The organism is Streptomyces agglomeratus (assembly GCF_001746415.1).
Lineage (GTDB): Bacteria > Actinomycetota > Actinomycetes > Streptomycetales > Streptomycetaceae > Streptomyces > Streptomyces agglomeratus.
This window is the reverse complement of the sequence record NZ_MEHJ01000001.1, coordinates 7,170,760-7,194,543: the sequence shown is the minus strand read 5'-3', so window position 1 is coordinate 7,194,543 and position 23,784 is coordinate 7,170,760. Positions and strand designations below refer to the sequence as shown.

The window sequence follows — 23,784 nt, the reverse complement described above, 5'->3', positions numbered from 1 at the left end:
GAACATGCGCGAACGATGGAGAGCGGCAGCCGCGGCGGCGGCCGTCGGACTGGCGCTCATCGCCTGGCCGGTGCTGCCGGGCCAGCCCGCCCGGGCGGCGGCTCCGGAGACGGTGGCCGCCGCGGAGTGCGACGTCCTCGCTCCCGGAGCCTCGGCCGCGGCCGAGAAGGCGGTACGGACCGCCTGCTCGCAGGTCGGCGTCTGGTACTCGTGGGGCGGCGGCCACGGCCCGGCGCCGGGACCCACGTACGGGGTGGTGGACCCCACCGACCCGGCCAGTGAACACGACCCGGAGCGGCGCGGCTTCGACTGCTCGGGTCTGGTCAGGTACGCCTACGCGGAGGCGACCGGCCGCGACATCCTGAACGGCACGGCCCACAGCCAGTACAACACCCCCCACGCGACGGCCCGCTTCGGTGCCGGGGAGGGGATCGGGCCGCTGGTCCCCGGCGACCTGGTGGTCTACGGGAACGCCCGCAAGGTGCATCACATCGCGATCTACGTCGGCGCCGGGAAGATGGTCGAGGCGAGGCAGTCCGGCACCCGGATCACGGTCAGTGATGTGCGCCTGGGCGGCGACTACTTCGCCGCCGTGCGGGTCAACGGCTCTCCGGGACAGGGCACGTTCAGCACCTGGGGCACGGACGTGTGGACGCACACCGAGGCGTCCACGACGAGCGGGCGGGTGCACAAGTTCGCCGGTCCGACGTCCGTGCGCATCGCGTTGCAGAAGCACGCCCAGTCCGTCACCGCCGAGGGCATCACCAACGACGCCTGGTCCTATCTGCCGGACTACCGGGCGTGGATCACCAACATCTACATCAAGGGCCCGGCCTGGCTCGACGGCGTGCCCACCTGCCGGTAACAAACCCAACCTCAAGGGAGAAGCAGAAATGAAGACGAACGTGCGCCTGAACCTGACCAGGAAGCTCGCGGTCACGCTGGCGGCGACCGCCCTGACGGCCGGTCTGGCCGGCGTCACGGCCCCCGCCACCGCCGCGCCCGCCGGCCCCGCCGCCGAGTGCGGGGTCCGCTCGGACGGCAAGCTGTACTGCGGCAACCGGGCCGGCGCCAAGGGCTACGAGCACCGGTCGTACGCCTCGGCCGTGCGTGGTCAGATGAACACCAGGTTCAGCTGGTTCCAGTGCTGGGGCCGCGGCGACAGCCACCCGGGCGGAAACAACATCTGGTACTGGACCAAGCTGGACAACGGCCAGTGGGGCAACATGGCGGCCGTGGACGTCCACACCTCGGTCGACCCGGCGCCCGGCCTGCGCGAGTGCTGACCACACTCCCGCACTGAACGGGTGGGCCGCCCCGCGGACGTGGGGCGGCCCGCTCGCGTGCCTATGCCGCGATGGCCACGGCCCTCCGGCTGAGCGCGGGTGCGGCGGCCGGTTCCGGTGCCGCGGCCGGTCCTGTTCCGACGCCCGGCGCCGGGCGTTCGGCGAAGACGACGAGCCGCAGGACCGCGAAGCGGCCGACGCCCGCCAGCGCGGAGGCCGCGAGGTAGACCGTCTGCTGGACCGCGACCGAGGGCGTGGACTGGACGGCGTACAGACCGAGCAGCGCGCCGGTCGTGAACGCGTAGCTCACCAGGACCGTGAGCCCCGACCGCAGGTGAACGCCCCAGCCACCGCGCTCACTTCGGAAGGTCACCCGGCCGTGCAGCTCGGTCGCGACCAGGGTGGACACGACGGTGACCAGGGCGTTGGCGACGGCCAGCGGCATCCGGTCGTGGAGCAGCACGAGCACACCGCTGGAGGCCAGCCCGACGCCGCCGCCGCAGACGACGAAGCGAACGAAGGCCGCGGTCGTCGGCGGGAGCGGACGCGGGCGCGTGCGGGTGATCACGGGGAAGCCTCCGGGGAGCGGTCGAAGCGTTGCTGCGATTCCACCGCACGGCCCGGTGACCGGGCATCCCCCGAAGGGCGGGGCCCGCCCCCGACTGTTGTAGGGGTTGTCCCCACCGCCGTCCCTAGGGCAGCCCCCGGCCCGGGGGTGCCGCCGGTCGCGGCCATGCTGAGGCAGGCGGGCGGCATCCGCGCGCACGGCGATCAGCCACTGAATACGGCCCGATCCGGGCGGCTCGGTGGGTCACCAGGAGAATCTACGGAAAATAGACCCACAGAAAAAAGACCCACAGCCTCAAACCGGCAGAAACAGGGAATCAGTCAGGAAGCACGTCCGAACGGCGGGCCGCCGGCCGCCCCCTGCTTGTGTCCGGGGCGGCCGGCAGACTGGTCAAAAGGAGCCGGAGTCATGACGACGAACGACAACCGCACGATCACTGCGGACAGTGAGGCTCCCGTTCACCGGGAACACGACGACCAGTCCTGGGCCGCGTCGGACGCGGCGCAGTACCACGCCGCCCAGGCCGCGTTGGAGGCGGTCCCGTCACCGGCGCCCGCCGAGAAGGCGCTCAAGAAGGAACTCAACCAGCTCTGGCACACCCTGGAGACCCGCCCGGTGATCGGCTTGGCGCGCGGTATTGTCATGACCCTGGGGGGCTGCACCCACGAGGAGGCGTTCCAGGTCCTGGTGGATGTGTCCCGGTACACCAATATCGAGCTGCGGGAGATCGCGCAGCGCCTTGTCGACAGCGTCGACGGACCGCCCCCGAGCGGACCACTGCGTACGGCCCTGCACAACGCCTTCGAGCGGCTCGGTACCCGCGCCGTCCAGCCCGACACCGCCGTGTGACGGGCGCGCCCGCCTCCCTCCGCGCGGGGGAGGCGGGCCTCCGCTCCCCCGCTGCCCGAACCGGTGGCCCGCCGCTGGATCACGGCGCCGCCGTCCTGGGCCGAGGGTGCTCACCGTGAGGCGGGGGTCACGGCTTCGCCGCTTCTGTCGCGGCGGCTCAGAGCGCGCTGGGTACGGCTGAGTACGTCGCCGAGGGAGCGGCCGCGCAGCGCCGCCCTGGCCGCGTTGGCGCCGGGCGCGCCGTGGACGCCGCCGCCGGGGTGCGCGCCGGCCGAGGCGAGGTAGAGCCCTTTGACGGGCGTTTCCGGGCGGCCGGTGCCCGGAACGGGGCGGAAGAGAAGCTGCTGGTGGACGGCGGTCGTGCCGCCGTTGATCGCGCCGCCGTGGAGGTTGGCGTTCATCGCCTGGAGCGTCGGAGGGGCGAGGACGCGGCGGGCCCGGATCATGGCCCGGAATCCCGGCGCGTACCGCTCGACCTGCTCCTCCACCCGGTCCGCCATCGCTTCCCGCTCGCGCGGGTCCCACGCGCCGGTGAGGCCGTCGGCGCCCGCGTCACCTTTGACCACCTGTGGGACGTGGGTGTAGGCCCAGGCCGATTCGGTGCCCGCCGGGGAGCGGGAGGCGTCGGCCGTCGTCATCTGGCCGAACAGCGCGAAGGGCCGGTCGGGCACCTGGCCCATGGCGATCTGCGCGGCGAACCGGGTGAGCGCGTCGACGCCGTCGGCCAGGTGAACCGTGCCCGCGGTGGACGCCTGCGCGGCGGTCCACGGAACGCGCCCGTCGAGCGCCCAGTCGACCTTGAAGGTGGCGAAGTCCCACTGGAAACCGCGCAGGTCGCGTACGAAGCGGGTGGGCAGGTGCGTTTCGTCGACCAGCCCGCCGTAGAGGTCGGGCACGGCCACGTCCGCCAGCACGGCCCGCCGCGCCGGCACGGTCTCGCCGCCCGCGGTGCGCACGGCCACGGCGCGGCCGGCCCGCACCACGACCTCCACGACGCGTTCGCCGCACCGCACGGCCCCGCCGCGCTCCTCCAGGCGCCGTACGAGCGCCCCGGTGAGCTCGCCCGCGCCGCCGGCCGGCACCGGAAAGCCGTAACGCTGGCCGAGCATGGACATCAGCCACCCGAAGCCGCCGCTGCCCGCCGCTTCCGGGGCGAGGTCCGCGTGCAGGGCGTTGCCCGCGAGCAGCAGCCTGCCCGCCTCACCCTGGAACTCCTCCTCGCCCAGGCGGCGTACCGGCAGCAGCATCGTCCGGGCGAGCCGCAGTCCGCCGGCGCCGCGCAGCCGGGCCGCGAGGCGGGCGGCGGCGCGTACCGGCGGGAAGGGGGTGAAGAGGGAGCCGAGGATGTCGGGGCCGAGCCGGTCCCACACGTCGCACAGGCCCTGCCAGGCCGCGCCGTCGCCCTCGGCGAAGCCGTCGAGCCCCGCGACGGTGTCGGCGGTAAGGCGCTCCAGGACCGCGCACCGGCCGTCGTCCAGCGGGTGCGCCAGCACGCTGGGGGCGTGACTCCAGCGCAGCCCGTGGTCCTGGAGACGCAGCCGGGCCAGCACCGGGGACGCGGCGGCCAGCGGGTAGAAGGCGCTGAAGAGGTCGCTGACGTAGTCGGGGTGGACTCCCCGGTCGCTGCGGACCGCGCCTCCCGGCCGGGGCTGGGCCTCCAGTACCTCGACGGTCCAGCCTGCGTCGGCCAGCACATTGGCGGCGACGAGCCCGTTGGGGCCCGCGCCGATCACTACGGCGTCCGGCATCGCTGGCTCCCGTTCACCCTGGCCGTGCGGGTCAGGCCGGTACGCCGGCGCGGCGCGCCGCGGCGCCCTCGACCACCTTGGCCAGTCTGCCGAGCATGCTGCGGTGGCGCAGTTGGATCACGGCGTCGAGCGCCGCGTTGTGCAGCGCCCCGCCGACGCCGCGCAGGGGGTGTTCGTCGAGGATGACCAGGGCGTCGTTCCCCCAGGGGCGGATCTCGATGGCGATCCTGGCCGTGCCGAGCGGACCGCTGTCGACTTCGAGTTCCAGCTCGTACGGCGGTTCGGCCCGGCGGACGATCGTCTCGCCCGTGAGCGTCCACGGCCCGACGGGCACCATGTAGTCGATCGTGGAGCCGACCTCCGGCCAGTGACCTGTGCCGGGCTTGGAGTCCGAGGTGCCGACGACCCAGTCGCTGTACCGCGACCCGTCCGCGAGGACTTCCCACACCGCCTCGGGCGAGGTGCGGATCAGCTGATGACGTACGGCCATGGGTCCTCCAGCGTCTCGACGGAAACGATCACCCACCCCCGGGTGCCCAGCCTAGGGCGCGCCACTCCCCCCGACCTCCCGGAGACGTCGGCGGGCCCGGCGGGTGGCCTCCGCACGTAACCGCGCGTGGACCTCCCGCCGGGCCGTCGGCGGCTGTACTCCCGGCGTCAGCGGGTGACGAGGTGCCGTTCGTTGGGAACGCAGTGCGTCATGGTCAGACCGGTCACGTCACGCGGAGGGTTGTCCCCCAGATTGGCGAGCCGCTTGCGGTCGTCGTCGGTCAGGTCCTGACTGGCGAGGGGCTCCAGACCGGCCACGTCCTGAGGGCTGATCCCGAGTCCGTCGCCGACCCGCACGCCGAGCTCGTTCTCGACCAGCAGGAAGTGCCACACCATCCGCTCCTGCACGGGACGGTCGCAGTCCGAGAGCAGGGTGACGAAGTTGTGCACCAGGTCGTCCCGCTCCCAGTCCTCCATGAGCCGGAAGCGCTGTCCGGCCTGCATGTAGTCGTTGGTGCGCGGGATGCGCTTGCGTGTGAGCCTGCCGTGGATCTCCGGGCCCTGCTCGTCGTGCGTGGGGTACTGGCCCTCGCGCAGGCCGCCGGTGATCGACGGTTCGTAGTTGACGCTCGGGTTCTCCCCGGCCCCGTCGACGTTGTACGTCATCTGGCCGTCGCGCTGGTTCGTGCGGACATCGGCGTTCTTGGCCTGGTTGACGGGGAGCTGGAGGTAGTTCGGCCCCACGCGGTGGCGCTGGGTGTCGCTGTACGAGAACGTACGGCCCACCAGCATCTTGTCGTCGGAGAAGTCGAGGCCGTCGACCAGCACGCCGGTGCCGAAGGAGATCTGCTCGTTCTCGGCGAAGAAGTTCTCCGGCATCCGGTTGAGGACCATCTTGCCGACCGGCTTCGGCGGGAAGTCCTGCTCGGGCCAGGTCTTCGTGTCGTCGAGCGGGTCGAAGTCCAGCTCCGGGTGGTCGTGGTCCTCCATCATCTGGACGACCAGCTCCCACTCCGGGTAGTCGCTCCGGTTCACCGCCTCGTAGAGGTCCTTCGTGGCGTGGCCGAGCCCCTCGGCCTGGACGTTGGCCGCGTCCTCCTCGGTCATGCTGCGTACGCCCTGCTTGGGCAGCCAGTGGTACTTGACCAGGACGGATTCGCCCTCGGCGTTGATCCACTTGTAGGTGTTGACGCCGAATCCCTGCATGTGACGGTAGTCCGCCGGGATCCCGCGGGGGCTGAACAGGTTGACGAGCATGTGCATGCTCTCGGGGGTCTGCGACATGAAGTCGAAGATCCGGCGCGGCTGTTGCTCGAAGCTGATGGGGTTCGGCTTGAGCGCGTGGATGACGTCCGGGAACTTGATCGCGTCGCGGATGAAGAACACACCCAGGTTGTTGCCGACGAGATCCCAGTTGCCGTCTTCGGTGTAGAACTTCACCGCGAAGCCGCGCGGGTCACGGGCCGCCTCGGAGGAGTCACGGCCGCCGATCACGGTGGAGAAGCGTACGGCCAGGTCGGTGCGCTTGCCGCGTTCCTGGAACAGCTTGGCGCGGGTGAACCGGCTGATCGGCTCGTCGCCCCAGGACCCGTACGCCTCGAAGTAGCCGTACGCGGTGACGCCACGGGCGTGCACGACGCGCTCGGGGATGCGCTCGCGGTCGAAGTGGCTGATCTTCTCCAGGAACTGGTAGTTCTCCAGGGTGGCCGGGCCCCTGGCTCCTACCGTGCGCTGGTTCTGGTTGTCGTAGACCGGGTGGCCCTGCCGGTTGGTCAGTACCTTCCGGTCGTCGCCCGGGGACGGGCCCTTGCCCGATACATCCGTCACGATCTTCAACCCCTTCTGTACTTATTTGTCGGATATTCCACACTATTCCCCTTTGTGTGGAACCCCGGCTCGCCCGATGGGGTTGCGAAGGCGCGTCGCCGCCCTCCGCCCGCCCCGGGCACGGCTTCGGCGTGTGGCTGCCCCGCCAGTACCCACGGGAAAAGAAGTCATACGACCGGCCCGGCGAAAACCGGCTACGGGCCGTCCAGGTAGTGGAAGCCCGGGCGCGGGTGCATCAGGAAGTCGTGGTGCGAGATGTTCCAGGCGTACGCGCCGGCCAGCGAGAAGGCCACCCGGTCCCCCGCCCGCAGCCCCGCAGCCGGGACCCGCCGGGCGAGGACGTCCTTCGGAGTGCACAGCTGCCCGGTGAGGGTGATCAGGCCCTGCCGGGCCGCCGGACGCGGCCAGGGGTGGGGCCAGTCGTCCACCGGCAGTACGGAACACGGCTGGTCGTGGCCCTTGGTCGCCGGGGTGCGCAGGTGGTGCGTACCGCCGCGGACGACCGCGAACTCCTCGCCGTGGCTGTGCTTCACGTCCAGCACCTCGGTGGCGTACCAGCCGCAGTACGCGGTGAGCGCGCGTCCCGGCTCGATGCGCAGCGTCAGGTCCGGGTGCGCCCCGGCCAGTTCGCCGAGCCCCTCGCCGTACGCCGCCCAGTCGAACCGGCGCCGCGGCCCAGCGTAGTCCACCGTCATGCCGCCGCCGACGTTGACCTCGGAGAGGCGCAGGCCGTGCCGGTCCGCCAGGCCGGTGGCCCAGCCCACCACGGACCGCGCGACCGCCAGCTGCTGCGCGGCCTCCAGGCCGCTGGCCAGGTGGGCATGGACGCCGACAAGGTCCAGCTGCGGATACGCGGCGCCGGTGAGCAGACGTACGGTCTCGTCGGCCTGGGCCGGGTCGAGGCCGAACGGCGTCGGGCGGCCGCCCATGGTCAGCGAGCTGTTCTCCAGCGAGCCGTCCGGCACCGGCAGATTGAAACGCGGCAGTACCGCCACGCGGGCGTCCGGGACCGTCCGGGCGGTCAGTGCGGCCAGCATGCGCAGCTCGTGGACGCTCTCCACATGGAAGCGGCGTACGCCCAGCTCCAGCGCCGTGACGATCTCCGCCGGCGTCTTACCCGGGCCGCCGAAGGCCAGCGGATGACCAGGGACGGCCTCGTGGACGTGGGTGAGCTCGCCGCCGGAGGAGACCTCGTAGCCGTCGACGTACGGGGCGAGCGCGGCCAGGATCTCCCGGTCCGGGTTGGCCTTGGCGGCGTAGTACAGCTCGACGCTCCCGGGCAGGGCGGCCCGGACCTCCCGGGCGTGCTCGCGCAGCGCCGCAAGGTCGTAGAGGTACGCGGGGAGGGCGGCGGCGGGCAGGGACAGGGCGCGGTCGCGCACCGCGGGGGTGGGCTCGGTCATCGGGTGTTCCAGGGGGTGTCGGTACGGGTCGCCCCGGACAGGACGTCCTCGGCGAGCGGTGAGGGGAGGCGTACGTAACCGGCCTCGCGATCGGCCCTGCGCTCCCAGCGGGTGAGCAGGTTGGCCTTGGCGGGCAGCGGCGCGCCCGCGAGCAAGGCCGCGAGCCGGGGCGGGCGGCCGTGCCGGGCGGCGCAGTCCTGGAGAGCGGCGCGGACCATGGCCCACAGGGCGGGCTCGGTCCCGGGGTGCAGGTCGGCGAGGGCGGCGAGCATCTCCGCGACGTGGTTGACCAGCAGGCAGTAGACGACACGGTCCCAGCCGCGTTCCGCGTCGTACGTGAGGGGCCCGGCGACCTCGGCCGGAAGTTCCGCGAGAGCGTCCCTGTGGTGTTCGGGGAGGAGCTTCGCGCCCTCCAGGTCGCGCAGGAGCACCTGGACGGGCATGCCGTCGCCGTCGACGCGGACGACGACGTTCTGGAGGTGCGGCTCCAGCACCAGGCCGTGGTCGAAGTACGCGGCGAGGACGGGTGGCAGGAGCAGTCCGAGGTACGCCTCCCACCAGTCCAGCGCGGCCCGGGGGCCCGCCCCGCCGACGAGGTGGGAGATGTGGCCGGGCCCGGTCGGGTACTCGTCGGCGACGGCGGCGGCGAGCAGCGCCGTGCTCCCCGGCAGGCTGTGCCGGGACAGTCCGTCACGGACGATCACACCGAAGCCTTCGAGCAGGCCGAGGTCCGGCACGCCGTCCGGGCCGGGCAGGGCGAGGCTGCGGTAGGCGGGCTCGCTGAGCACGGCGGCGCCGGGGAACCTCTCCGCGAGGGCGGCCAGGGCCGGGCGCAGCAGACGGGTCAGGGCGACGGCTCCGGCCAGCTCGTAACTGGCGTTCTTGCGGACGCAGTTGGTGATGCGGACGTTGAGGCTGAACTTCAGGAAGGTGTCGCCGTCGTACAGCGTGCGCACGGACGCGGTGGCGGCGAACGGTGTGCCGCCTTCCCCCAGGTCGACGACGTCGCCGCACGTCAGCGCGTTGCGCAGCGCCGGGTGCTCGCGCAGCAGTGCGTACTGCCAGGGATGGGCAGGCAGCAGCCGGTAGCCGGCGGGGACGGCCGGGGCGGCATCGCCGCGCAGCCGGTCCAGGGGGTCGGCGGCGCCCGGCTCGGCGGTCTCCTCGGCGATCAGTTCCTCGCGTACGGCCAGATGGCGCAGCGGGAAGGACGCCGCCGCCTCGGGGGCGTACGACGACCAGGTGTGCCGGTCGCCGCTGCGGGCCTTCGGGGCCGGGTGGAAGCGGTGGCCGAGGGCGAGGGACTGCTCGGACGCGAGGTAGGTGAGGCGGGGGTCGGCAGCCGCGGGGCGGGGCCCGGCGGCGAGCGCGGCGCGCACGCCCCGGTGGCTGGAGGCGACCTGCTCCAGGAACTCATCGTTGTGTACGCCCGTACGGAGCGACAGCTCGGCATGCGCGTGGTCGGCGAGCCGGCGCCAGCCGACCTCGGTCCAGGCTCCGTCGGCCCGCTGCTCGCTCACCGGGCCGGTGAAGCGGTGCGCGCCGAGCAGCGAGGTGCGGCGCAGCGCGACGCGCAGGAGCACGCCGCACCGTGGCAGGCGCAGCAGCAGCCGCCCCGCGGCGACGGCGCTCTGGTGCTCGGGGCCCGACACCTCGCGCAGCAGACAGTTCAGCAGGGTGTGGGCCACGGCCTCGTCGGCGGTGGGCAGACCCCGGGGGGCGGACGCGTGTCGGGGTGCGGCGCCGGTGGGCAGTGTCATCAACGGCTCCTGCGAGGACGGAACGAACGGCGGATCATGGAACGGCTGATCATGGGGGAAGCGGCCATGGCGGCGGAGTGACTACAGCGGCGGCGGTACCCGGGGGCACGGGCACACCGGGCACGGGCGGTCGGCGCCTGCGGCGAGGCGGGCGAGCGGGGCCGGCGGCGGCCCGCTCATCGTGTGTCCCCCGCTCGCAGGAGGTAGTTGGGGCCGTCGGTGTAGTGCTTGTTGATGTCGGCGGCTCCCGAGCGCTCCTTGCTGAGCAGGGTGCCCGCGGTGACCATCGCCTTGACCGGGAGACGCGGTGCGTCCAGTACGTGGGCCCGCAGCACCACGGCGGGCCCGCCGGACCGGCGGCCGAGGCGTTCGACGGCTTCGGCGAGCCGGTCGCGCACGAGGCGCAGCAGCGCGTCGAGCGGCGCCCGGCCGTGGCGGGCCAGCCCGAAGGCGTACGCGCCCGCGCACAGGTGGACCGTGATGGTGGTGAACAGATCGGTGAGCTCACGGTCGTCGTCCGTGAAGATCCGCCGGTCGGCGAAGCCGGACGGCGCGGGAGCGTCGGCTCCGAGGGTGGCGCGCAGCCGGGCGGTGTGGAGGCGCGGGCCGTCGTTGTCCTTCAGCAGGAGCCGCAGCCGGGTCGCGCCCGCGTCGGTGTCGAGCACGAGGGAGATGTTCTGCTGGTGGGACTCCAGCGCGATGCCGTACCCGAACAGTGTGGTCTGCCAGTCGAGGAGGAGGGTGAGGCAGGCGTCGAGCAGGGCCACGGGGTCACCGCCGTAGAACCGGCGGGCGAGGTGGTCGATCACGAGGCCGCCGCCGGGAGCCCCGCTCAGCAGCGCGGCCATGGGGACGACGGCCGACGCGTCGAGGCCCGCCGGGTAGCGGCGGCAGAGTACGGCGAGGAGTTCGTCACCGGCGTGGGCGTACGTCGTCTCGTCGGCGAGCAGGACCGTGTCCGCGAACCGCTTCTCGCGCGCGATCACGCTCTCCAGCAGCCGCTGTCCCGCGGCGCCGTCGACGAGCGTGCCCGGTTTGATGGTGCGGCGGTTGAGCCGGCCCAGGGAGGCGGTGGCCAGCGGCAGCTTGAGGTGGAGGGCGGGGTCGTCCACGAGCGCGACCGTCCGCATCGACAGGGTCGGGACGGCTTCGAGGTACGGGCGGCCGGCCAGGACCGTACGGCCGGTGAGGCCCGTACGCCGCAGGGCTTCCCGCAGCGGGGCACCGGCCGACAGGGGGTGCACCGGGAGCGCGAGATGGCTGCGGTCGAGACGGGGCAGGCCGAGGACCGCGGGGGTGGGCCAGCGTAGGGGCAGCGCCGCCCGGCCGCCGGGCAGGGTGACCGCGTCCTCGGGTAGGACGATCCAGCGCAGCGCGAAGCGGGGATGGAACTCGGGTGCGTACGCGCGCAGTTGGGAGCGGCCGAATCCGGACCGGCCGCGTGCGGTGGGATAGACGGGGTGGTCGAGGCGGGCGGCGAGGGTGTCGTGGGCGAGGCCGCCGGCGAGACCGGTCCAGTCGGCGGGCTCCGGGCCGTACCTGGCGGTGAGGGCCTCGGTGACCTCCGTGCGGGTCTCGGCGTGCAGACGGACGGTGTCCAGGGTCTGCCCGCACTCCTCGGCGAAGTGGTCGAAGCCGCCCCGGTCGGCGGGGTCGGCCAGCGCGCGGAGCGCCGCCACGACCTCGTCGGCGGTGGTCAGTTCGGCGCCGTCGGACTCCCGGCGCAACAGCGGCAGGCGGGCGGCGTCCGCGCACTGGAAGCCGTCGTCGGTGACCGGGAGCAGCAACGCGTCGGCGCCGGGCCCGTCACCGGCGGCCAGCCGCAGCCAGCGGCCGTCCGGCAGCCGTACGGGGGTACCGCGCGTCCGCAGCCCGACGACGTCCTCGCGCAGCAGCGCGCCGAGGACCCGCAGCAGCAGCCCGGCTTCCGCGGCGTCGGCGTCATTGCCGGCGGGCGCGGGCTCCGTCGCGGCCGGGTCGGCGGGCGCGGGCTCCGTCGCGGCCGGGTCGGCGGGCGCGGGCTCCGTCGCGGCGGTCACGGCGTGAACTCCCAGCGCTGCCCGGCGAGGAAGCCCGTCGCGGCCCGGTCGACCGATTCCTGGTCGTTGCCGACGGCCCGGAGCACGCCGATGTAGTCGCGGTTGGTGTGGTGCAGTTCGTGCCGCTCCCCGGCCTCGCGCAGGGGCCGGTAGGCCAGTCGTACGCCGTCCGCCGTCAGATCGGCGGCCGCCGGCGCCGCGACCAGGGTCCCCGCGCTCCGCGCGCACACGTAGTCGACGCGGGCCCGTCCGTCGGAGCGGGCCCCGAGAGCGCGGGGAAGCGGCTCGCCCAGGTGCGTACGCAGGATGTGCTCGAACAGCGGGATACCGAGGAGTTCCCGCAGCAGCAGGTCGCCCTGGTCTCCGATCACCCGGTAGTTCACCTCGATGATCCGCGCCCTGCCCTCGTGCACCACGAACTCTGTGTGGCAGGCGCCGAATCCGACGCCGAGCGCGTCGAGCTGCGCGAGCACCTGGGCGACGACCGGCTCGGGGTGCGCCGGGACGTAGGTGAGGCGCGTCTCGATGAAGTACGGCGGCGCGGACAGCTCGGTGTGGAAGCCGCCCAGCACATGCCGCAGCCGGCCGTCGCCGAGGGTCTCCAGCGTGTACAGCTCCCCCGGCAGGTACTCCTCGACGACCAGCGCCGCTTGCGGCCGCCGCGCCCGGATCTCCTCGCAGCGCCGCAGCAGTTCGCCGTCCGAACCGGCCAGCACGACGTCCTCACTGGCCACGCCCTCCCGGGGCTTGACCACACAGGGGTACGGCACACCGCGAGCGGTCAGCTCCACGGGGTCCTGCCCCGCCGCGAGTTCGGCCGCCCACACGGCGTCGGCCCCAGCAGCAGCCAGGTGCCTGCGCATCTCCGCCTTGTCCTTGGTGCGCAGGGTGGCGCGCCAGTCCTTGGTGGGGAGGCCGAAGTACGCGGCCGCCAGGGCCGCCTGGGTCTGGAGGTGGTCGCTGTTGGTGAAGACCGCGTCGGCCCGGTGGTGCGTGGCGATCCTGGTGACGACGGCGCGGTAGTCGCGTACGTCGCACTCCAGGACCTCGATGTCCGGAGCGAGGCGCCGGTGGGGGCCGGGCTGGTCGGTCAGCAGGGTGACGTCGACACCGAGCCGCCGGACGGCGGGCAGGAAGCCCTCGGTGACCGAGTCGGTGGGGTTGAGGGCAAGCAGGTACATCCGCACGGGCGGGAGCCCCTTCCGGGCCGGGGTGGGGTGGGGGGAATCGGCTGCGCCGGGCGGAGGCGACCCGTCAGCGGGCGGGCGCCGACGGCGGGGTGCGGGATCCGCCGCCGGGCGGTCGTGGAGGGGGTGGCACACCCGGCGAGGCCCCCGACTCGTTCATGGACACGAGGCGAAGGTTAGGTTAGGTCTACCTAAGCCTGTCAACTTCGCACCTGGACCCGCCACATGGCGGACCCCTGATCGCATCGCAGCGCCATTTATGACTAAGGTGAGCCTTCCCTAACCACAGCGATCTCGGAGGGGAGCCGCCGATGCCGGCCCCGGCACCCGTCGCACCCGCCCCGCAGCACACGAGTCGCGCCGCACCGCTGGCCGGCTCGTACCAACGCCTCACTCGCCTCTGCACGTCACTGCGTGTGGAGCAGGCGCGGACAGCACATCCGGCCGAGGGATGGACCGACAGCGCGCGACTGGTGGCCGAGTCCGGCAGGCTCGACGACTTCGTCGACGGCGAGGCCGCGCGCATCCAGGCCGCGCACGGCCATACCGCCCGCCCCGACGTCGCGGCCTCCCGGGCGCTGCACCACTACCTCTGGTCGGTCTGTCTGCTGCTCAGCGGTCCCTGGTACCTGGAGCGGCGGGTGCCCGTGCTCCGCCCGCGGGATGTGCACATCGAGCCCGTCACCGGCGACTTCGCCGTCGTACCCGGTAAGTTCACCTGCCTGCCGGACGATCCGGCGGCCGGGTCACCCGGCGCACGCGTCGTGTCCGACGAGGAGGCGCTGCGCGCCGAGTTGCGGACCGCCACGGCCGATCACGTACGCCCCCTGCTCACCGCGCTCGCACCCCGACTGCGGCGCGGGCCCCGGGTGTTGTGGGGCATGGCCGGCGACGACCTGATCTCCGGGATCTGGTACCTGGGCCGCATGCTCGGGGATGAGGACCGGTCGGTCCGCGCCGCCACCGAGCTTCTCCCCGGTCCGGTCGCGCCGTTCCCCGGCGGCGCCGACTTCCGCCGCCTGCGCGACGCCGGCGGCCTCCCGCACACCACTCGCACCCGGCTGGGCTGCTGTCTCTACTACACGATCCGGCCCGACGACGCGTGCCTGACCTGCCCCCGCCTCTGCGACAGCGAGCGCCTGGAGAGGATCGCCGCGCCCGGCTAGTCCGACCGGCGCGTCCGGAGCGTCACAGCCTCGGCTCGGGCCCCCAGTAGTCCGGGCCGCCGCCCCGCCAGTCGATCAGCGGCGACACCACGGCTTCGGTGTCCTCCATGTCGAGCCCGGCGCGGCTCAGGAACTCGACGAGGTCGGGAAGACCCGACGCCAGACCGAAGTCCTCACCGTGCACGGTCACGCGGCGGTTGCCGTCGCCGAGCGGTGGATGAACGATCACAGGCATGTGTCCGGACATGGGTCCAGCGTGCCCCCGGACGGGCCGGGACGCATCCGGACGGCCCGGGACGCGTCCCGCCGCCCCGAGCGCCTCTGCCCTCCACGACGGACCGCTCCCCCGGCTCCCGGGGTGCACCCGTACCGGTGCGGGATAATGCGGGCATGCGGATTTCAGCCAAGGCGGACTACGCGGTACGTGCCGCCCTGCAACTCGCCGCCGCGGCGGAGGCCGAGCCGCTCAAGGCGGAAGCCATCGCGGCTGCCCAGGACATTCCGCACAAGTTCCTCGAAGGCATCCTCAACGACATGCGCCGGGGCGGGCTCGTCCTCAGCCGGCGCGGCGGCAACGGCGGCTACCGGTTGGCCAGATCTGCCGAGTCCATCACCGTCGCGGACGTCATCCGCGTCGTCGACGGACCACTCGTCTCGGTGCGCGGGGTCCGCCCGCCGGAACTGTCGTACACCGGGCCGGCCGAGTCGCTCCTGCCCCTGTGGATCGCGCTGCGGGCCAACGTCCGCGAGGTGCTGGACGGTGTGACCCTCGCCGACCTGGCGGCCTCCGAGCTGCCGGCCGCCGTGTCGGCGCTCGCCGACGAACCGGAGGCGTGGACGAACCCCTGACCGCCCGCCCGGCTTCCCGCCGTCGCCGCCGGTTCGCCGTCCCGAAGTGCGGACCCGGACGTCCGCCCCTCGGTCGCCCTCTTGGGATGCGGCGCGCTCCCGTGGCAGTATCCCTACTAATCCAGTCGGAATACTGGGAATACGAGGAATCGGAGACCGGAGATGGTGGCCGACGAGGCGATATGGGCGCGCGTCACCCGCGAACTGGCGGACGATCTCGCCGTGGACGCGCCGGCCCGTGACCGCGCGGGCAAGCCGCCGTTCGACGAGGTGTCACGGTTAAGAGAAGCCGGCCTGCCCGCGCTCCTGACCCCGCCCGGCCCGGCGGGCCGGGGCGCCCACTGGCGCACCGCCTGTTCCGTCGTGCGGGAGATCTCGGCAGCCGACGGTTCCATCGGTGAACTGCTCGCCCACCACTACGCGCTGTCCTGGAGCGCCCGTTTCTTCGGCTCCCCGGAGAAGCGGGACGCGTTCGAGAGCCGGGCAGTGGCCGAACAGTGGCTGCTGGGCGGCAGCACCCACGTCGAGGGGAAGGACGCCGGGTCCGGCCTCACCCTCACCCCGGTCCGGGGAGGTTACGTTCTCGACGGCCGGGGCGGCTTCCGGGCCGGTGTCACGGTGGCGGACCGGCTGGTCCTGGGCGCGACGTGCAGGGCCACCCGGGAACACCTGATCGTGCTGGTGGACCCCGATCACACCGGCGTACGGACGGACACCGCGAACGACCGCCTGGGACAGCGCCTCTCGGGGGCCGGCGAAGTGGACTTCGACCACGTACCGGTGAGCGCCGACCAGGTGCTCGGGGCCCTCCCCCGCGACGAGCACACCGCCTCCCCGTTCACCTCGCTCGCCCCTCTCGCGCTCAGCCTCCTGCTCGCCCACGTCGGCCTGGGCATAGCCGAAGGAGCTCTGGCCGAGGCACGGGACATCAGCCGCGGCGCGCCGCCCGCGCGGCTGCCCGCGAGCGCGCGCGAGGAGTACGCCGACCGGCCGGGTGGCGACCCGTACGTCCTGCTCGCGTACGGAGAACTGGCGACCGCCGCCCACACGGCCGCGGCCGTCACCGAACGGGCGGCCGAGGCCCTGGCCCGGGGGCTGCTCGCGGGACCCCAACTGGGCGTCGACGACCGCGCGGACATCGCGGTCCGGGTCGCCGCCGCCGAAGCGGTCACCAGCAGATCGGCCACGCACATCACCGCGCGCGTCCTCGAACTCACCGACGACGCCGACGCGCTGGACGGCGGGGCGGGGCTCGACCGGTTCTGGCGAGACGCACACGCCCTGACGGCCGGGACGTCCGCCGCCCACAGACTCCGCGACATCGGGGACGACTACCTCAACGGAACGCACCCCAGGCTCACCCGCGGCACCTGACCCCGGCCGACGACGGCTACGGACGTACGGGCTTACGGGCATACGGGCATACGGGCATACGGGCTACGGACTACGGACTACGGACCACGGTCGGCGATTCACTCGTAGTCCGCCGCGTTCCGCACTTCCCCGAACCGGGGGAAGATCCGCTCCACGGTGAAGTCGTGCTCGTCCGCCGTGAATCCGGACATCGCGTCGGCGACGAACTCCACCTCGTAACCGTGGTCGCTCGCCGCTCGCGCCGTGGACTCCACCCCCATGGTGGTAACCAGGCCGGCGAGTACCACGCTCGCCACGCCACGCCTGCGCAACTGGTCGTCCAAGCCGGTGTCGTGGAACGCCCCGACGGTGCGCTTGACGACCACGATGTCACCGGGCCGCACCAGACCGTCGACGAAGCCGCTGCCGGGCGGCTGTTCGGCGACACCCGGCCGTTCCACCCGGACCAGCACCACCGGGCGACCACTGGCCCTGAACACCTCGGCGAGCCGGCGGCAGCGTGCCAGTACCTCCTCGCCGGAGTGGGGAGCGAGCGGCAGGGCGACGATGCGCGGCATCAGGTCAATCAGGATCAGTGCAGTGGTCACGCACAGGATCGTAGGCCCGATGTACGGGGGCGCGCGATGCTCCGTGCCGGAACGCGCCGGTTCGCCGTGACCGGCGGGCGTGGCCGAATCCGATATCCGGCCCCGCGACATTTTCGGTGGACTGGACCACTGGAGTGCGCCGGTCAGCGCAGCAGGCGCTTACCGTACGCGTGAGCTGTGGCGGAGAAGCCGAACCTGTGCCGTCGGGGGCGTCGAAGGCGTGCCGAGTGGCCCGCCAGAAGGAGCCCGGCCGCCTCGGGGACTGGTGTGTTTCGCGCCAGGTTTCACGACGCCCTCACAAAACCTCCATGGCTGACCCCAGTATGTGATCCGACAGAGCGGGACGGGCATTGACTGTTCGAACATTCCGCTGGGGGCAGGGGCACGCCGACCGCACGTTCGGCATGCCCCTACGGGGAGGGACCCATGCACTCGAGAAGCCGTACGGTCCGATGGGCCGCGAGATCCACGCTGTCCGCCGCGCTCGTGCTGACGCTCTTCGCTCCGGCCAACCAGGCCGCGGCGGCGCCCGCGCCACCGCGCATCGACCTGCGCGTCCTGGTGGTGAGCGACGGAGGCCCCGCCACCGCCGCGATCGCCGCCGAACTCGACGGCGCGGGCACCCCGTACACCGCGCTCGACCTGACCCGCCCGGACCGCCCGAGGATCGATGGCGGCTTTCTCGCCGACACGCTCGACGGCCGTCGGCGGGCCAAGTACCAGGCCGTCGTGCTGCCCAACGACAACCCGTTCGGGGCCGGTTCCGCCGAGATGGCGGCGCTCGTCTCGTACGAGAAGACCTTCGCCGTCCCGCAGGTCGACGCGTACACCTACGCCCGCCCGGAGGTCGGCCTCGACCACCCCGCGAACGGCGGCTACAGCGGGTCGCTGGACGGCGTACGCGCCGAGGTGACGGCCGCCGGAGCCGCAGGGCCCTTCGGCTACCTCGACGGCGGCATCCCCTTCGAGAACAACTCCTCCTCGGTGAGCGAGAGTTACGGATACGCCGCCAGGCCACTGCCGGGCGCGGACTTCACCAGCTACGTCGAGGCGCCGGTGCCCGGCACCGGGCAGCGGGGTTCGCTCGTCGGCGAGTACCGCCACGACGGGCGGCGCGAGCTGGTCGTCGGCTTCGTCTACAACCAGTACCAGCAGCAGTTCCGGCTGCTCGCCCGCGGCATCGTGGACTGGATGACCCAGGGCGTGCGGCTCGGCGCGTCCCGCAATTACTTCGCCGTACACGTCGACGACGTCTTCGCCGCCGACGACCGGTGGGACACCGAACTCAACTGCACCCCCGGCGACGTGGACTGCGCGCCGGGGCAGGGCGGCGAGCCCGACCCGATCCGGATGACGGCCGGTGACGCGCAGTACGCCGCCGAGTGGTCCGCGGCCAGGGGCTTCACGCTGGACATGGCGTACAACGGCGGTGGCAGCGAGCTCTACAAGGAGGAGCACGGCGGCACCGACCCGCTGGCGCAGCGGCTGACCGCCGACAGGAACACCTACCGGTGGATCAACCACACGTACAACCATCCCTTCCTCGGCTGCGTCCAGGACGTCACGGTCGTGCCCTGGGTCTGCGCCCAGAACCCCGACGGGAGCACCCGGTACGTCAGCCGCGCCGAGATTTCCACCCAGATCAGGGAGAACCGCGCCTGGGGGCAGCGTGCGGGGCTCCCGCTGGAGACAGGTGAGCTGGTGACCGGTGAGCACTCCGGTCTGAAGATCCTGCCGCAGCAGCCGGACGACAACCCGAACCTCGGGCCCGCCCTCGCCGACAACGGCGTCACCTGGCTCGGCTCGGACAACTCGCGCGACCGCGCCCAGCGGAAGGTCGGCCCGGCGCTCACCGTGCCGCGCTACCCCATGAACGTGTTCTACAACGCGGGCCGGACCACCGAGCAGATCGACGAGTACAACTGGATCTACACCAGTAGGGCCGACGGCGGCAGCGGCGTCTGCGAGAGCGCTCCCGGCACCACCTGCCTGGACGAGCCGCTCGACACCGTGACCGGCTACGCCGACTACATCGTGCCCCTGGAGGCCCGCATCGGCCTGGGCCATGCCCTCGCCAACGACCCCCGGCCGCACTTCATCCACCAGTCGAACCTCGCCGAGGACCGCATCGCCTACCCGGTGCTGGACCGCGTCCTGGACGACTACGCCGGGCTGTACGCCGCCAACACGCCGCTCGTGAACCTCCGCCAGCAGCAGATCGGCGCGGAACTGCGCGACCGGGCCGCCTGGAACACCGCCGTCAAGGCCGGCCAGGTGACGGCGTACCGCATCGGCGACACCGTCACCGTGCGGGCGCCGGGCGGCGTCCGCGCCACGGCCACCATGCCCGCCGGCACCCGGCAGAGCCTGCTGCTCGGCAGCCAGACGTTCGGCAGCCCGTACGCCGGTGCGCTGTCGGGCTGGGTCTCGCCCGCACTCCTCCAGGACCGCGTGACACTCACGCTGCCGGCCGGCGCCACGGCCGGGGCGGCGGCGCCCGACCGGGCCGAGCCGGTGGCGGACAGCGCTAAGCGCCTGCCGGTTCCGGCCGGGGTGCGAAAGAGAGTGCCGTACGGCGTCACCGGCTGACGCACGCCCCACCCGCACCACCCCGGACGCGGCCGGGCGCGGCCGGCCACGGCCGGGCGCGATCCGGCCGGACACGACCAGCGACGTACCAGCATCTCCACGGGGGACCATCTCGTCATGCCCGATTTACTCCGCGTGCCGCAGTCCGGCGCGGTCCGGGTCACGCTCCTCACCGAAGGCACCTATCCGCACAGCCACGGCGGCGTCAGCGTGTGGTGCGACCAGCTCGTCCAGGGAATGCCCGACTTCGACTTCCGGGTCATAGCCGTGACCGGCACGGGCCGGGAACCGCTCGCCTGGGAACTGCCCCGCCACGTCTCGCCGCCCGTCACCGTGCCCATGTGGGGCCCGGACCCGGTCGGCAGGGCGCCGCGCGGCCGTCGCCGCCGACAGCTGATGACGGCGTACGAAGACTTCCTGACCGCACTCCTCGATCCCTCCGCCGAGGGCCGGTTCGGGCCCGCGCTGCACGAGCTGGCCCGGGCCGCCCGGGACGGTCTGCTCGCACCCGCCCTCCGTACCGACCGGGCCGTCGGCGTCCTGGCCGCCGTCTGGAACCGCCCCGGCCTGCCGGTGCACGCGGCCCGGCCCACGCTGCACGACGCCCTGACCGCCACCGACCTGCTGGAACACGCCCTGCGCCCGCTCACCGCCGCTCCGCCCGAGAACGGCGTGTCCCACGCGGTCAGCGGTGGCCTGGCGGTGCTTCCCGGGCTCGTCGCGCGGCGGCTGCACGGGGTGCCGCTGCTGCTCACCGAGCACGGCGTGTACCTGCGCGAGCGCTACCTCGGCTATCGCACCGGCCCCTACCGGTGGCCGGTCAAGGCACTGCTTCTCGGCTTCTTCCGGCTGCTCGCCGAGGAGACGTACCGTACGGCGGACCTGATCACGCCGGGCAACCGCTACAACCGGCTGTGGGAGGAACAGGGCGGCGCGGCGCCGGAGTTGATACGTACCGTCTACAACGGCGTCGATCCGGCGGCCTTCCCGGCCGCCGGGCCCGAGCCGGACGTACCCACGCTCAGCTGGGCGGGGCGGGTCGACCCGATCAAGGACCTGGAGACCCTCATCAGGGCTTTCGCCCTGGTCAGGGCCGAGATACCGGACGCACGACTGCGACTGTTCGGCGGTACCCCGCGCGGCGGTGAGGCGTACCGGGAGCGCTGCGAGGCCCTCGCGGCGGAGCTCGGGCACGCGGACGCCGTCGTCTTCGAGGGCCGGGTGGACGACATCCGCGACGCGTACGCGGCGGGCAACGCGGTGATGCTGTCCAGCATCAGCGAAGGCTTCCCCTTCACGCTCATCGAAGCCATGTCCTGCGGGCGGGCCACGGTCTCCACGGATGTCGGCGGCGTACGGGAGGCCGTCGGCGACACCGGCCTGGTCGTGCCGCCGAGGGAACCGGAGGCCATGGCCCGCGCGGCCCTGGAGCTGCTCCGCGACCCGGCGCGCAGGGCCGCGATGGGGGTGGGCGCGCGGTTGCGCGTCATCGAGCAGTTCACGCTCCGCCAGACCATCGACACCTTCCGCTCCATCTACACCGAACTGGCGGGCGGGGTACCGGCGACCGGCTCCGCCGCGTGGCGGGAAGACGAGCGCGCGGGAGCCCTCGGATGAGCGGCCCTTTGCGGCTGCTGCCGGGCGAGGGAGACAGCCTGCCCGCCCTGCCCCGGCAGCGGAAGGAGCCCAGGGCGCGGCCCAGCTGGGCCGCCGACCCGATCGACGAACTCGCGGACCGGCTGATGGAGCCCGTGTCCGCCGCCGTCCATCCCTACGAGGTCGCCGCGCTCTTGGAGTCCGACGGCCTGACAGGTGATCAGATCACCACGCGCTACGCCCGTTCCGGTCTTTTCACGCTGGCCGAGGACCTGTACGCCCGGGTTCCCCGGCACTATCCCGAGCCGCCGCCCACCGCCGATCCCTGGCGACCCGACCACCTGCGGTGCGCCCTGCGCGGCCTGGTGTTCGCCCTGCCCGGCCTGGCCTATGTGCTGGGCCCGGGGCTGCTGGACGGTCCGCACGCCGTCCGCGGGCTCGTCGCCGCCGGCCTGACGGCCTGGGCGTGGAACCAGGCCCTCAGCCACCGCGCCTACCTGCGGCTCGGCACCACCGGCCCGGCCGCCGCGGGCCGCACCCTTCGGCTCGGGGCCCCGGCCGGAGCCCTCCTGGCCACCGTGGCGGGCCTGCTCCTCGCGGGCCCCGGGACGGCCGGGGCCTTCGCCGCCGGGCAGTCCTGCTACCTCGGCGCGGCGACCGTGCTCCTCGTCCTCGGCCGCGAACGCGCGCTGCTGGCGGCGCTGTCGCCCGTCACCGCCGGCGCCGCCGCCCTGCCCTGGTGGCAGCCGCCCGGCGCCGTGGCGGCGGCCCTGCTGCTCGCCACCGCCGGCCTCGCGGCGCTCGCGGCGGCGCACGCGGTCCGTGCCGCGCTGCGCTCGGGCCCCGCGCCCGCTGGTGCCACGCCCCCGCTGACGCGCTCGCTTCCGTACGGGCTGTTCGGCCTGGCGGCCGGGGTGCTCGCGATGCTCACGGGGGCTGTGGACCCGTACGCCGTCGTCGTCCTGACGCTCAGCATGGGCTTCGCCGAGTGGCTGCTCTACCGCTACCGGGGGCTCGCCGTCGCGGCGCTGCGCGCCAGCACCCAGCCGCGGGACTTCACCCTGCGTGCCGCCCGCGCCCTGGCGCTGTGCCTGAGCGCCTACGTCGTCCTGCTGGCGGCCGGCGCCGTGTTCGCCGGGGCCGGTGCGGCTCCCCTGCTCGGGCTGGGAGCGGTCCTGTGGACCGCCCTGCTGCTCCAGGCGTTCGGAGTGGCCTGGCCACCGGCTGCGGTCTGTCTGACCGCAGCCGCCGGGGAAGCCGCCGCCACGGCCGCCGGGCTCCCGACCGGGCCCGTCCAGCTGCTCTGCCGCTGCGCCGCCGCCCTCGTCCTCCTGTTCCTGGCCTGCCGGATCCTCGGCAGGCCCACCGCACACCGCTGAACTCCCGAACCGACCGATCCCCGTCACCACCGACCGAGGAGCGTCCCTGTGACCGCACCGGCACCAGCGCCCGTACCAGCAAACTCACTTGTCGCCGTCACCGGCGCCGAGGGCTTCATCGGCTCCCACCTCACGGAGGCGCTCGTCGCGGCCGGCCACCGGGTCCGTGCCATGGCCCAGTACAACTCCTTCTCCTCCTACGGGTGGCTGGAGACCCTCTCCGCCGAGACCCTCGACCAGGTGGAGATCGTCCTCGGCGACGTCCGCGACCCCGGTTCGGTCAACGGGCTCATCGAGGGCGCGGAGGCCGTGTACCACCTGGCCGCCCTCATCGCGATCCCGTACTCCTACCAGGCCCCGCACAGCTACGTGGACACCAACGTCACGGGCACCCTCAACGTCCTCGAAGCGGTGCGCAGGCAGGGCACCCCGCGCCTGGTCCACACCTCGACGAGCGAGACGTACGGCACCGCGCAGACCGTGCCGATCACCGAGGACCACCCGATCAGCACACAGTCGCCGTACGCCGCGTCGAAGGCGGGCGGCGACCGTCTCGCCGACAGCTACCACGCCAGTTTCGAGACCCCCGTCGTCACCCTGCGCCCCTTCAACACCTTCGGGCCGCGCCAGTCGATGCGGGCGGTCATCCCGACCGTGATCGGCCAGGTCGCCGCCGGGGAGCGGACGATCACCCTCGGGGACCTGCGTCCCACCCGTGACTTCCTGTACGTCAAGGACACCGCGCGCGCCTTCCTGGCGGTGGGCACCGCGCCCGCCGAGGCGGTCGTGGGACGAACGTTCAACGCCGGTACCGGCGGTGAGATCTCGGTGGGCGAACTCACCCGGCTCATCGGCAAGCTGATGGACGCGGACCTCGACGTACGCGAGGACGAACAGCGCATCCGGCCCGCGAATTCCGAGGTGATGCGCCTGGTCGCCGATGCCACACGGCTGCGTACCGCCACCGGATGGCAGCCCGAGCACGACCTGGAGCAGGGGCTCGGGCACACCATCGACTTCTTCCGCGACCCCGGCAACCTCTCCCGCTACAAGACCGGCATCTACAACATATGACCTCGTCCGCACGC

20 protein-coding genes are annotated in these 23,784 nt (G+C 73.1%); 10 read left to right on the top strand and 10 right to left on the bottom strand.

The window, feature by feature from the left end; all coding sequences use genetic code 11:
- Positions 1-4 precede the first annotated feature (4 nt).
- Complete coding sequence (locus AS594_RS31495; RefSeq protein ID WP_069936013.1) at positions 5-865, top strand: C40 family peptidase; 861 nt, start codon at positions 5-7, stop codon at positions 863-865.
- Between the two features lie 28 nt (positions 866-893).
- Positions 894-1,286: a hypothetical protein gene (locus tag AS594_RS31490; RefSeq protein ID WP_240509121.1), complete on the top strand. Its 393-nt coding sequence runs from the start codon at positions 894-896 to the stop codon at positions 1,284-1,286.
- Positions 1,287-1,347: 61 nt separating this feature from the next.
- On the opposite strand, the gene AS594_RS31485 is transcribed toward AS594_RS31490, so the two are convergent.
- A complete protein-coding gene (locus AS594_RS31485; protein ID WP_069936012.1) occupies positions 1,348-1,851 on the bottom strand; it encodes a GtrA family protein in 504 nt (167 codons plus the stop codon).
- 411 nt (positions 1,852-2,262) lie between these two features.
- On the opposite strand from AS594_RS31485, the gene AS594_RS44805 reads away from it, so the two are divergent.
- On the top strand, positions 2,263-2,703 hold the full coding sequence (locus AS594_RS44805; protein ID WP_069775336.1) for an ANTAR domain-containing protein: 441 nt from the start codon (positions 2,263-2,265) through the stop codon (positions 2,701-2,703).
- A gap of 110 nt (positions 2,704-2,813) precedes the next feature.
- On the opposite strand, the gene AS594_RS31475 is transcribed toward AS594_RS44805, so the two are convergent.
- The 7 genes from AS594_RS31475 to AS594_RS31445 all read right to left on the bottom strand — a co-directional run bounded on the left by AS594_RS31475 (position 2,814) and on the right by AS594_RS31445 (position 13,156).
- On the bottom strand, positions 2,814-4,451 hold the full coding sequence (locus AS594_RS31475) for a phytoene desaturase family protein (RefSeq protein WP_069935604.1): 1,638 nt from the start codon (positions 4,449-4,451) through the stop codon (positions 2,814-2,816).
- Between the two features lie 31 nt (positions 4,452-4,482).
- On the bottom strand, positions 4,483-4,941 hold the full coding sequence (locus AS594_RS31470) for an SRPBCC family protein (protein ID WP_069775375.1): 459 nt from the start codon (positions 4,939-4,941) through the stop codon (positions 4,483-4,485).
- Positions 4,942-5,108: 167 nt separating this feature from the next.
- Positions 5,109-6,767: a catalase gene (locus AS594_RS31465; RefSeq protein ID WP_069936011.1), complete on the bottom strand. Its 1,659-nt coding sequence runs from the start codon at positions 6,765-6,767 to the stop codon at positions 5,109-5,111.
- Positions 6,768-6,961: 194 nt separating this feature from the next.
- Complete coding sequence (locus AS594_RS31460) at positions 6,962-8,170, bottom strand: type III PLP-dependent enzyme (protein WP_069775377.1); 1,209 nt, start codon at positions 8,168-8,170, stop codon at positions 6,962-6,964.
- On the bottom strand, positions 8,167-9,930 hold the full coding sequence (locus AS594_RS31455) for an IucA/IucC family protein (protein ID WP_069775342.1): 1,764 nt from the start codon (positions 9,928-9,930) through the stop codon (positions 8,167-8,169). The genes AS594_RS31460 and AS594_RS31455 overlap by 4 nt, the downstream gene beginning before the upstream one ends.
- A gap of 176 nt (positions 9,931-10,106) precedes the next feature.
- A complete protein-coding gene (locus AS594_RS31450) occupies positions 10,107-11,849 on the bottom strand; it encodes an IucA/IucC family protein (RefSeq protein ID WP_240509300.1) in 1,743 nt (580 codons plus the stop codon).
- Between the two features lie 116 nt (positions 11,850-11,965).
- Positions 11,966-13,156, bottom strand: a complete 1,191-nt coding sequence (locus tag AS594_RS31445) for an ATP-grasp domain-containing protein (protein WP_069775348.1) — start codon at positions 13,154-13,156, stop codon at positions 11,966-11,968.
- A 311-nt stretch (positions 13,157-13,467) separates the two neighbouring features.
- Here AS594_RS31445 and AS594_RS31440 point away from each other — a divergent pair, with 311 nt between their 5' ends.
- Complete coding sequence (locus tag AS594_RS31440; protein ID WP_069935603.1) at positions 13,468-14,322, top strand: (2Fe-2S)-binding protein; 855 nt, start codon at positions 13,468-13,470, stop codon at positions 14,320-14,322.
- A 22-nt stretch (positions 14,323-14,344) separates the two neighbouring features.
- Here the strand turns inward: AS594_RS31440 and AS594_RS31435 are convergent, their stop codons facing one another.
- Positions 14,345-14,569 carry a hypothetical protein gene (locus AS594_RS31435; RefSeq protein WP_069775350.1) on the bottom strand — a complete coding sequence of 75 codons (225 nt, stop codon included), beginning with the start codon at positions 14,567-14,569 and terminating at the stop codon, positions 14,345-14,347.
- A 143-nt stretch (positions 14,570-14,712) separates the two neighbouring features.
- On the opposite strand from AS594_RS31435, the gene AS594_RS31430 reads away from it, so the two are divergent.
- Positions 14,713-15,171, top strand: coding sequence for an RrF2 family transcriptional regulator (locus AS594_RS31430; RefSeq protein WP_069775351.1), 459 nt, complete (start codon positions 14,713-14,715; stop codon positions 15,169-15,171).
- A gap of 162 nt (positions 15,172-15,333) precedes the next feature.
- Positions 15,334-16,545 carry an acyl-CoA dehydrogenase family protein gene (locus tag AS594_RS31425; RefSeq protein WP_069935602.1) on the top strand — a complete coding sequence of 404 codons (1,212 nt, stop codon included), beginning with the start codon at positions 15,334-15,336 and terminating at the stop codon, positions 16,543-16,545.
- Positions 16,546-16,643: 98 nt separating this feature from the next.
- Here the strand turns inward: AS594_RS31425 and AS594_RS31420 are convergent, their stop codons facing one another.
- Complete coding sequence (locus AS594_RS31420) at positions 16,644-17,132, bottom strand: isochorismatase family protein (protein ID WP_276207440.1); 489 nt, start codon at positions 17,130-17,132, stop codon at positions 16,644-16,646.
- 426 nt (positions 17,133-17,558) lie between these two features.
- On the opposite strand from AS594_RS31420, the gene AS594_RS31415 reads away from it, so the two are divergent.
- The 4 genes from AS594_RS31415 (at position 17,559) to AS594_RS31400 (ending at position 23,770) form a co-directional block, all read left to right on the top strand.
- The gene (locus AS594_RS31415) at positions 17,559-19,721 is read left to right on the top strand and encodes a hypothetical protein (protein ID WP_069935601.1); all 2,163 of its coding nucleotides are present in this window, start codon (positions 17,559-17,561) and stop codon (positions 19,719-19,721) included.
- Positions 19,722-19,838: 117 nt separating this feature from the next.
- Positions 19,839-21,338 (top strand): GT4 family glycosyltransferase PelF, encoded by a 1,500-nt coding sequence (pelF, locus tag AS594_RS31410; RefSeq protein ID WP_069775355.1) that lies wholly within the window; start codon positions 19,839-19,841, stop codon positions 21,336-21,338.
- Entirely contained in the window at positions 21,335-22,696 is a 1,362-nt protein-coding gene (locus AS594_RS31405; RefSeq protein ID WP_069935600.1) for a hypothetical protein, read from the top strand. Before pelF ends, AS594_RS31405 begins: the two co-directional genes overlap by 4 nt.
- A gap of 48 nt (positions 22,697-22,744) precedes the next feature.
- Positions 22,745-23,770 (top strand): SDR family NAD(P)-dependent oxidoreductase, encoded by a 1,026-nt coding sequence (locus tag AS594_RS31400; protein ID WP_069935599.1) that lies wholly within the window; start codon positions 22,745-22,747, stop codon positions 23,768-23,770.
- Positions 23,771-23,784 lie beyond the last annotated feature (14 nt).

Bases quoted from the DNA above. Each gene is read 5' to 3' on its own strand.
- AS594_RS31440 (WP_069935603.1), top strand. From the start codon at position 13,468: ATGCCGGCCCCGGCACCCGTCGCACCCGCCCCGCAGCACACGAGTCGC.
- AS594_RS31455 (WP_069775342.1), bottom strand. From the start codon at position 9,930: ATGACACTGCCCACCGGCGCCGCACCCCGACACGCGTCCGCCCCCCGG.
- AS594_RS31435 (WP_069775350.1), bottom strand. From the start codon at position 14,569: ATGTCCGGACACATGCCTGTGATCGTTCATCCACCGCTCGGCGACGGC.
- AS594_RS44805 (WP_069775336.1), top strand. From the start codon at position 2,263: ATGACGACGAACGACAACCGCACGATCACTGCGGACAGTGAGGCTCCC.
- AS594_RS31415 (WP_069935601.1), top strand. From the start codon at position 17,559: ATGCACTCGAGAAGCCGTACGGTCCGATGGGCCGCGAGATCCACGCTG.
- AS594_RS31475 (WP_069935604.1), bottom strand. From the start codon at position 4,451: ATGCCGGACGCCGTAGTGATCGGCGCGGGCCCCAACGGGCTCGTCGCC.
- AS594_RS31460 (WP_069775377.1), bottom strand. From the start codon at position 8,170: ATGACCGAGCCCACCCCCGCGGTGCGCGACCGCGCCCTGTCCCTGCCC.
- AS594_RS31425 (WP_069935602.1), top strand. From the start codon at position 15,334: ATGGTGGCCGACGAGGCGATATGGGCGCGCGTCACCCGCGAACTGGCG.
- AS594_RS31495 (WP_069936013.1), top strand. From the start codon at position 5: ATGCGCGAACGATGGAGAGCGGCAGCCGCGGCGGCGGCCGTCGGACTG.
- AS594_RS31405 (WP_069935600.1), top strand. From the start codon at position 21,335: ATGAGCGGCCCTTTGCGGCTGCTGCCGGGCGAGGGAGACAGCCTGCCC.
- AS594_RS31470 (WP_069775375.1), bottom strand. From the start codon at position 4,941: ATGGCCGTACGTCATCAGCTGATCCGCACCTCGCCCGAGGCGGTGTGG.
- pelF (WP_069775355.1), top strand. From the start codon at position 19,839: ATGCCCGATTTACTCCGCGTGCCGCAGTCCGGCGCGGTCCGGGTCACG.
- AS594_RS31430 (WP_069775351.1), top strand. From the start codon at position 14,713: ATGCGGATTTCAGCCAAGGCGGACTACGCGGTACGTGCCGCCCTGCAA.
- AS594_RS31490 (WP_240509121.1), top strand. From the start codon at position 894: ATGAAGACGAACGTGCGCCTGAACCTGACCAGGAAGCTCGCGGTCACG.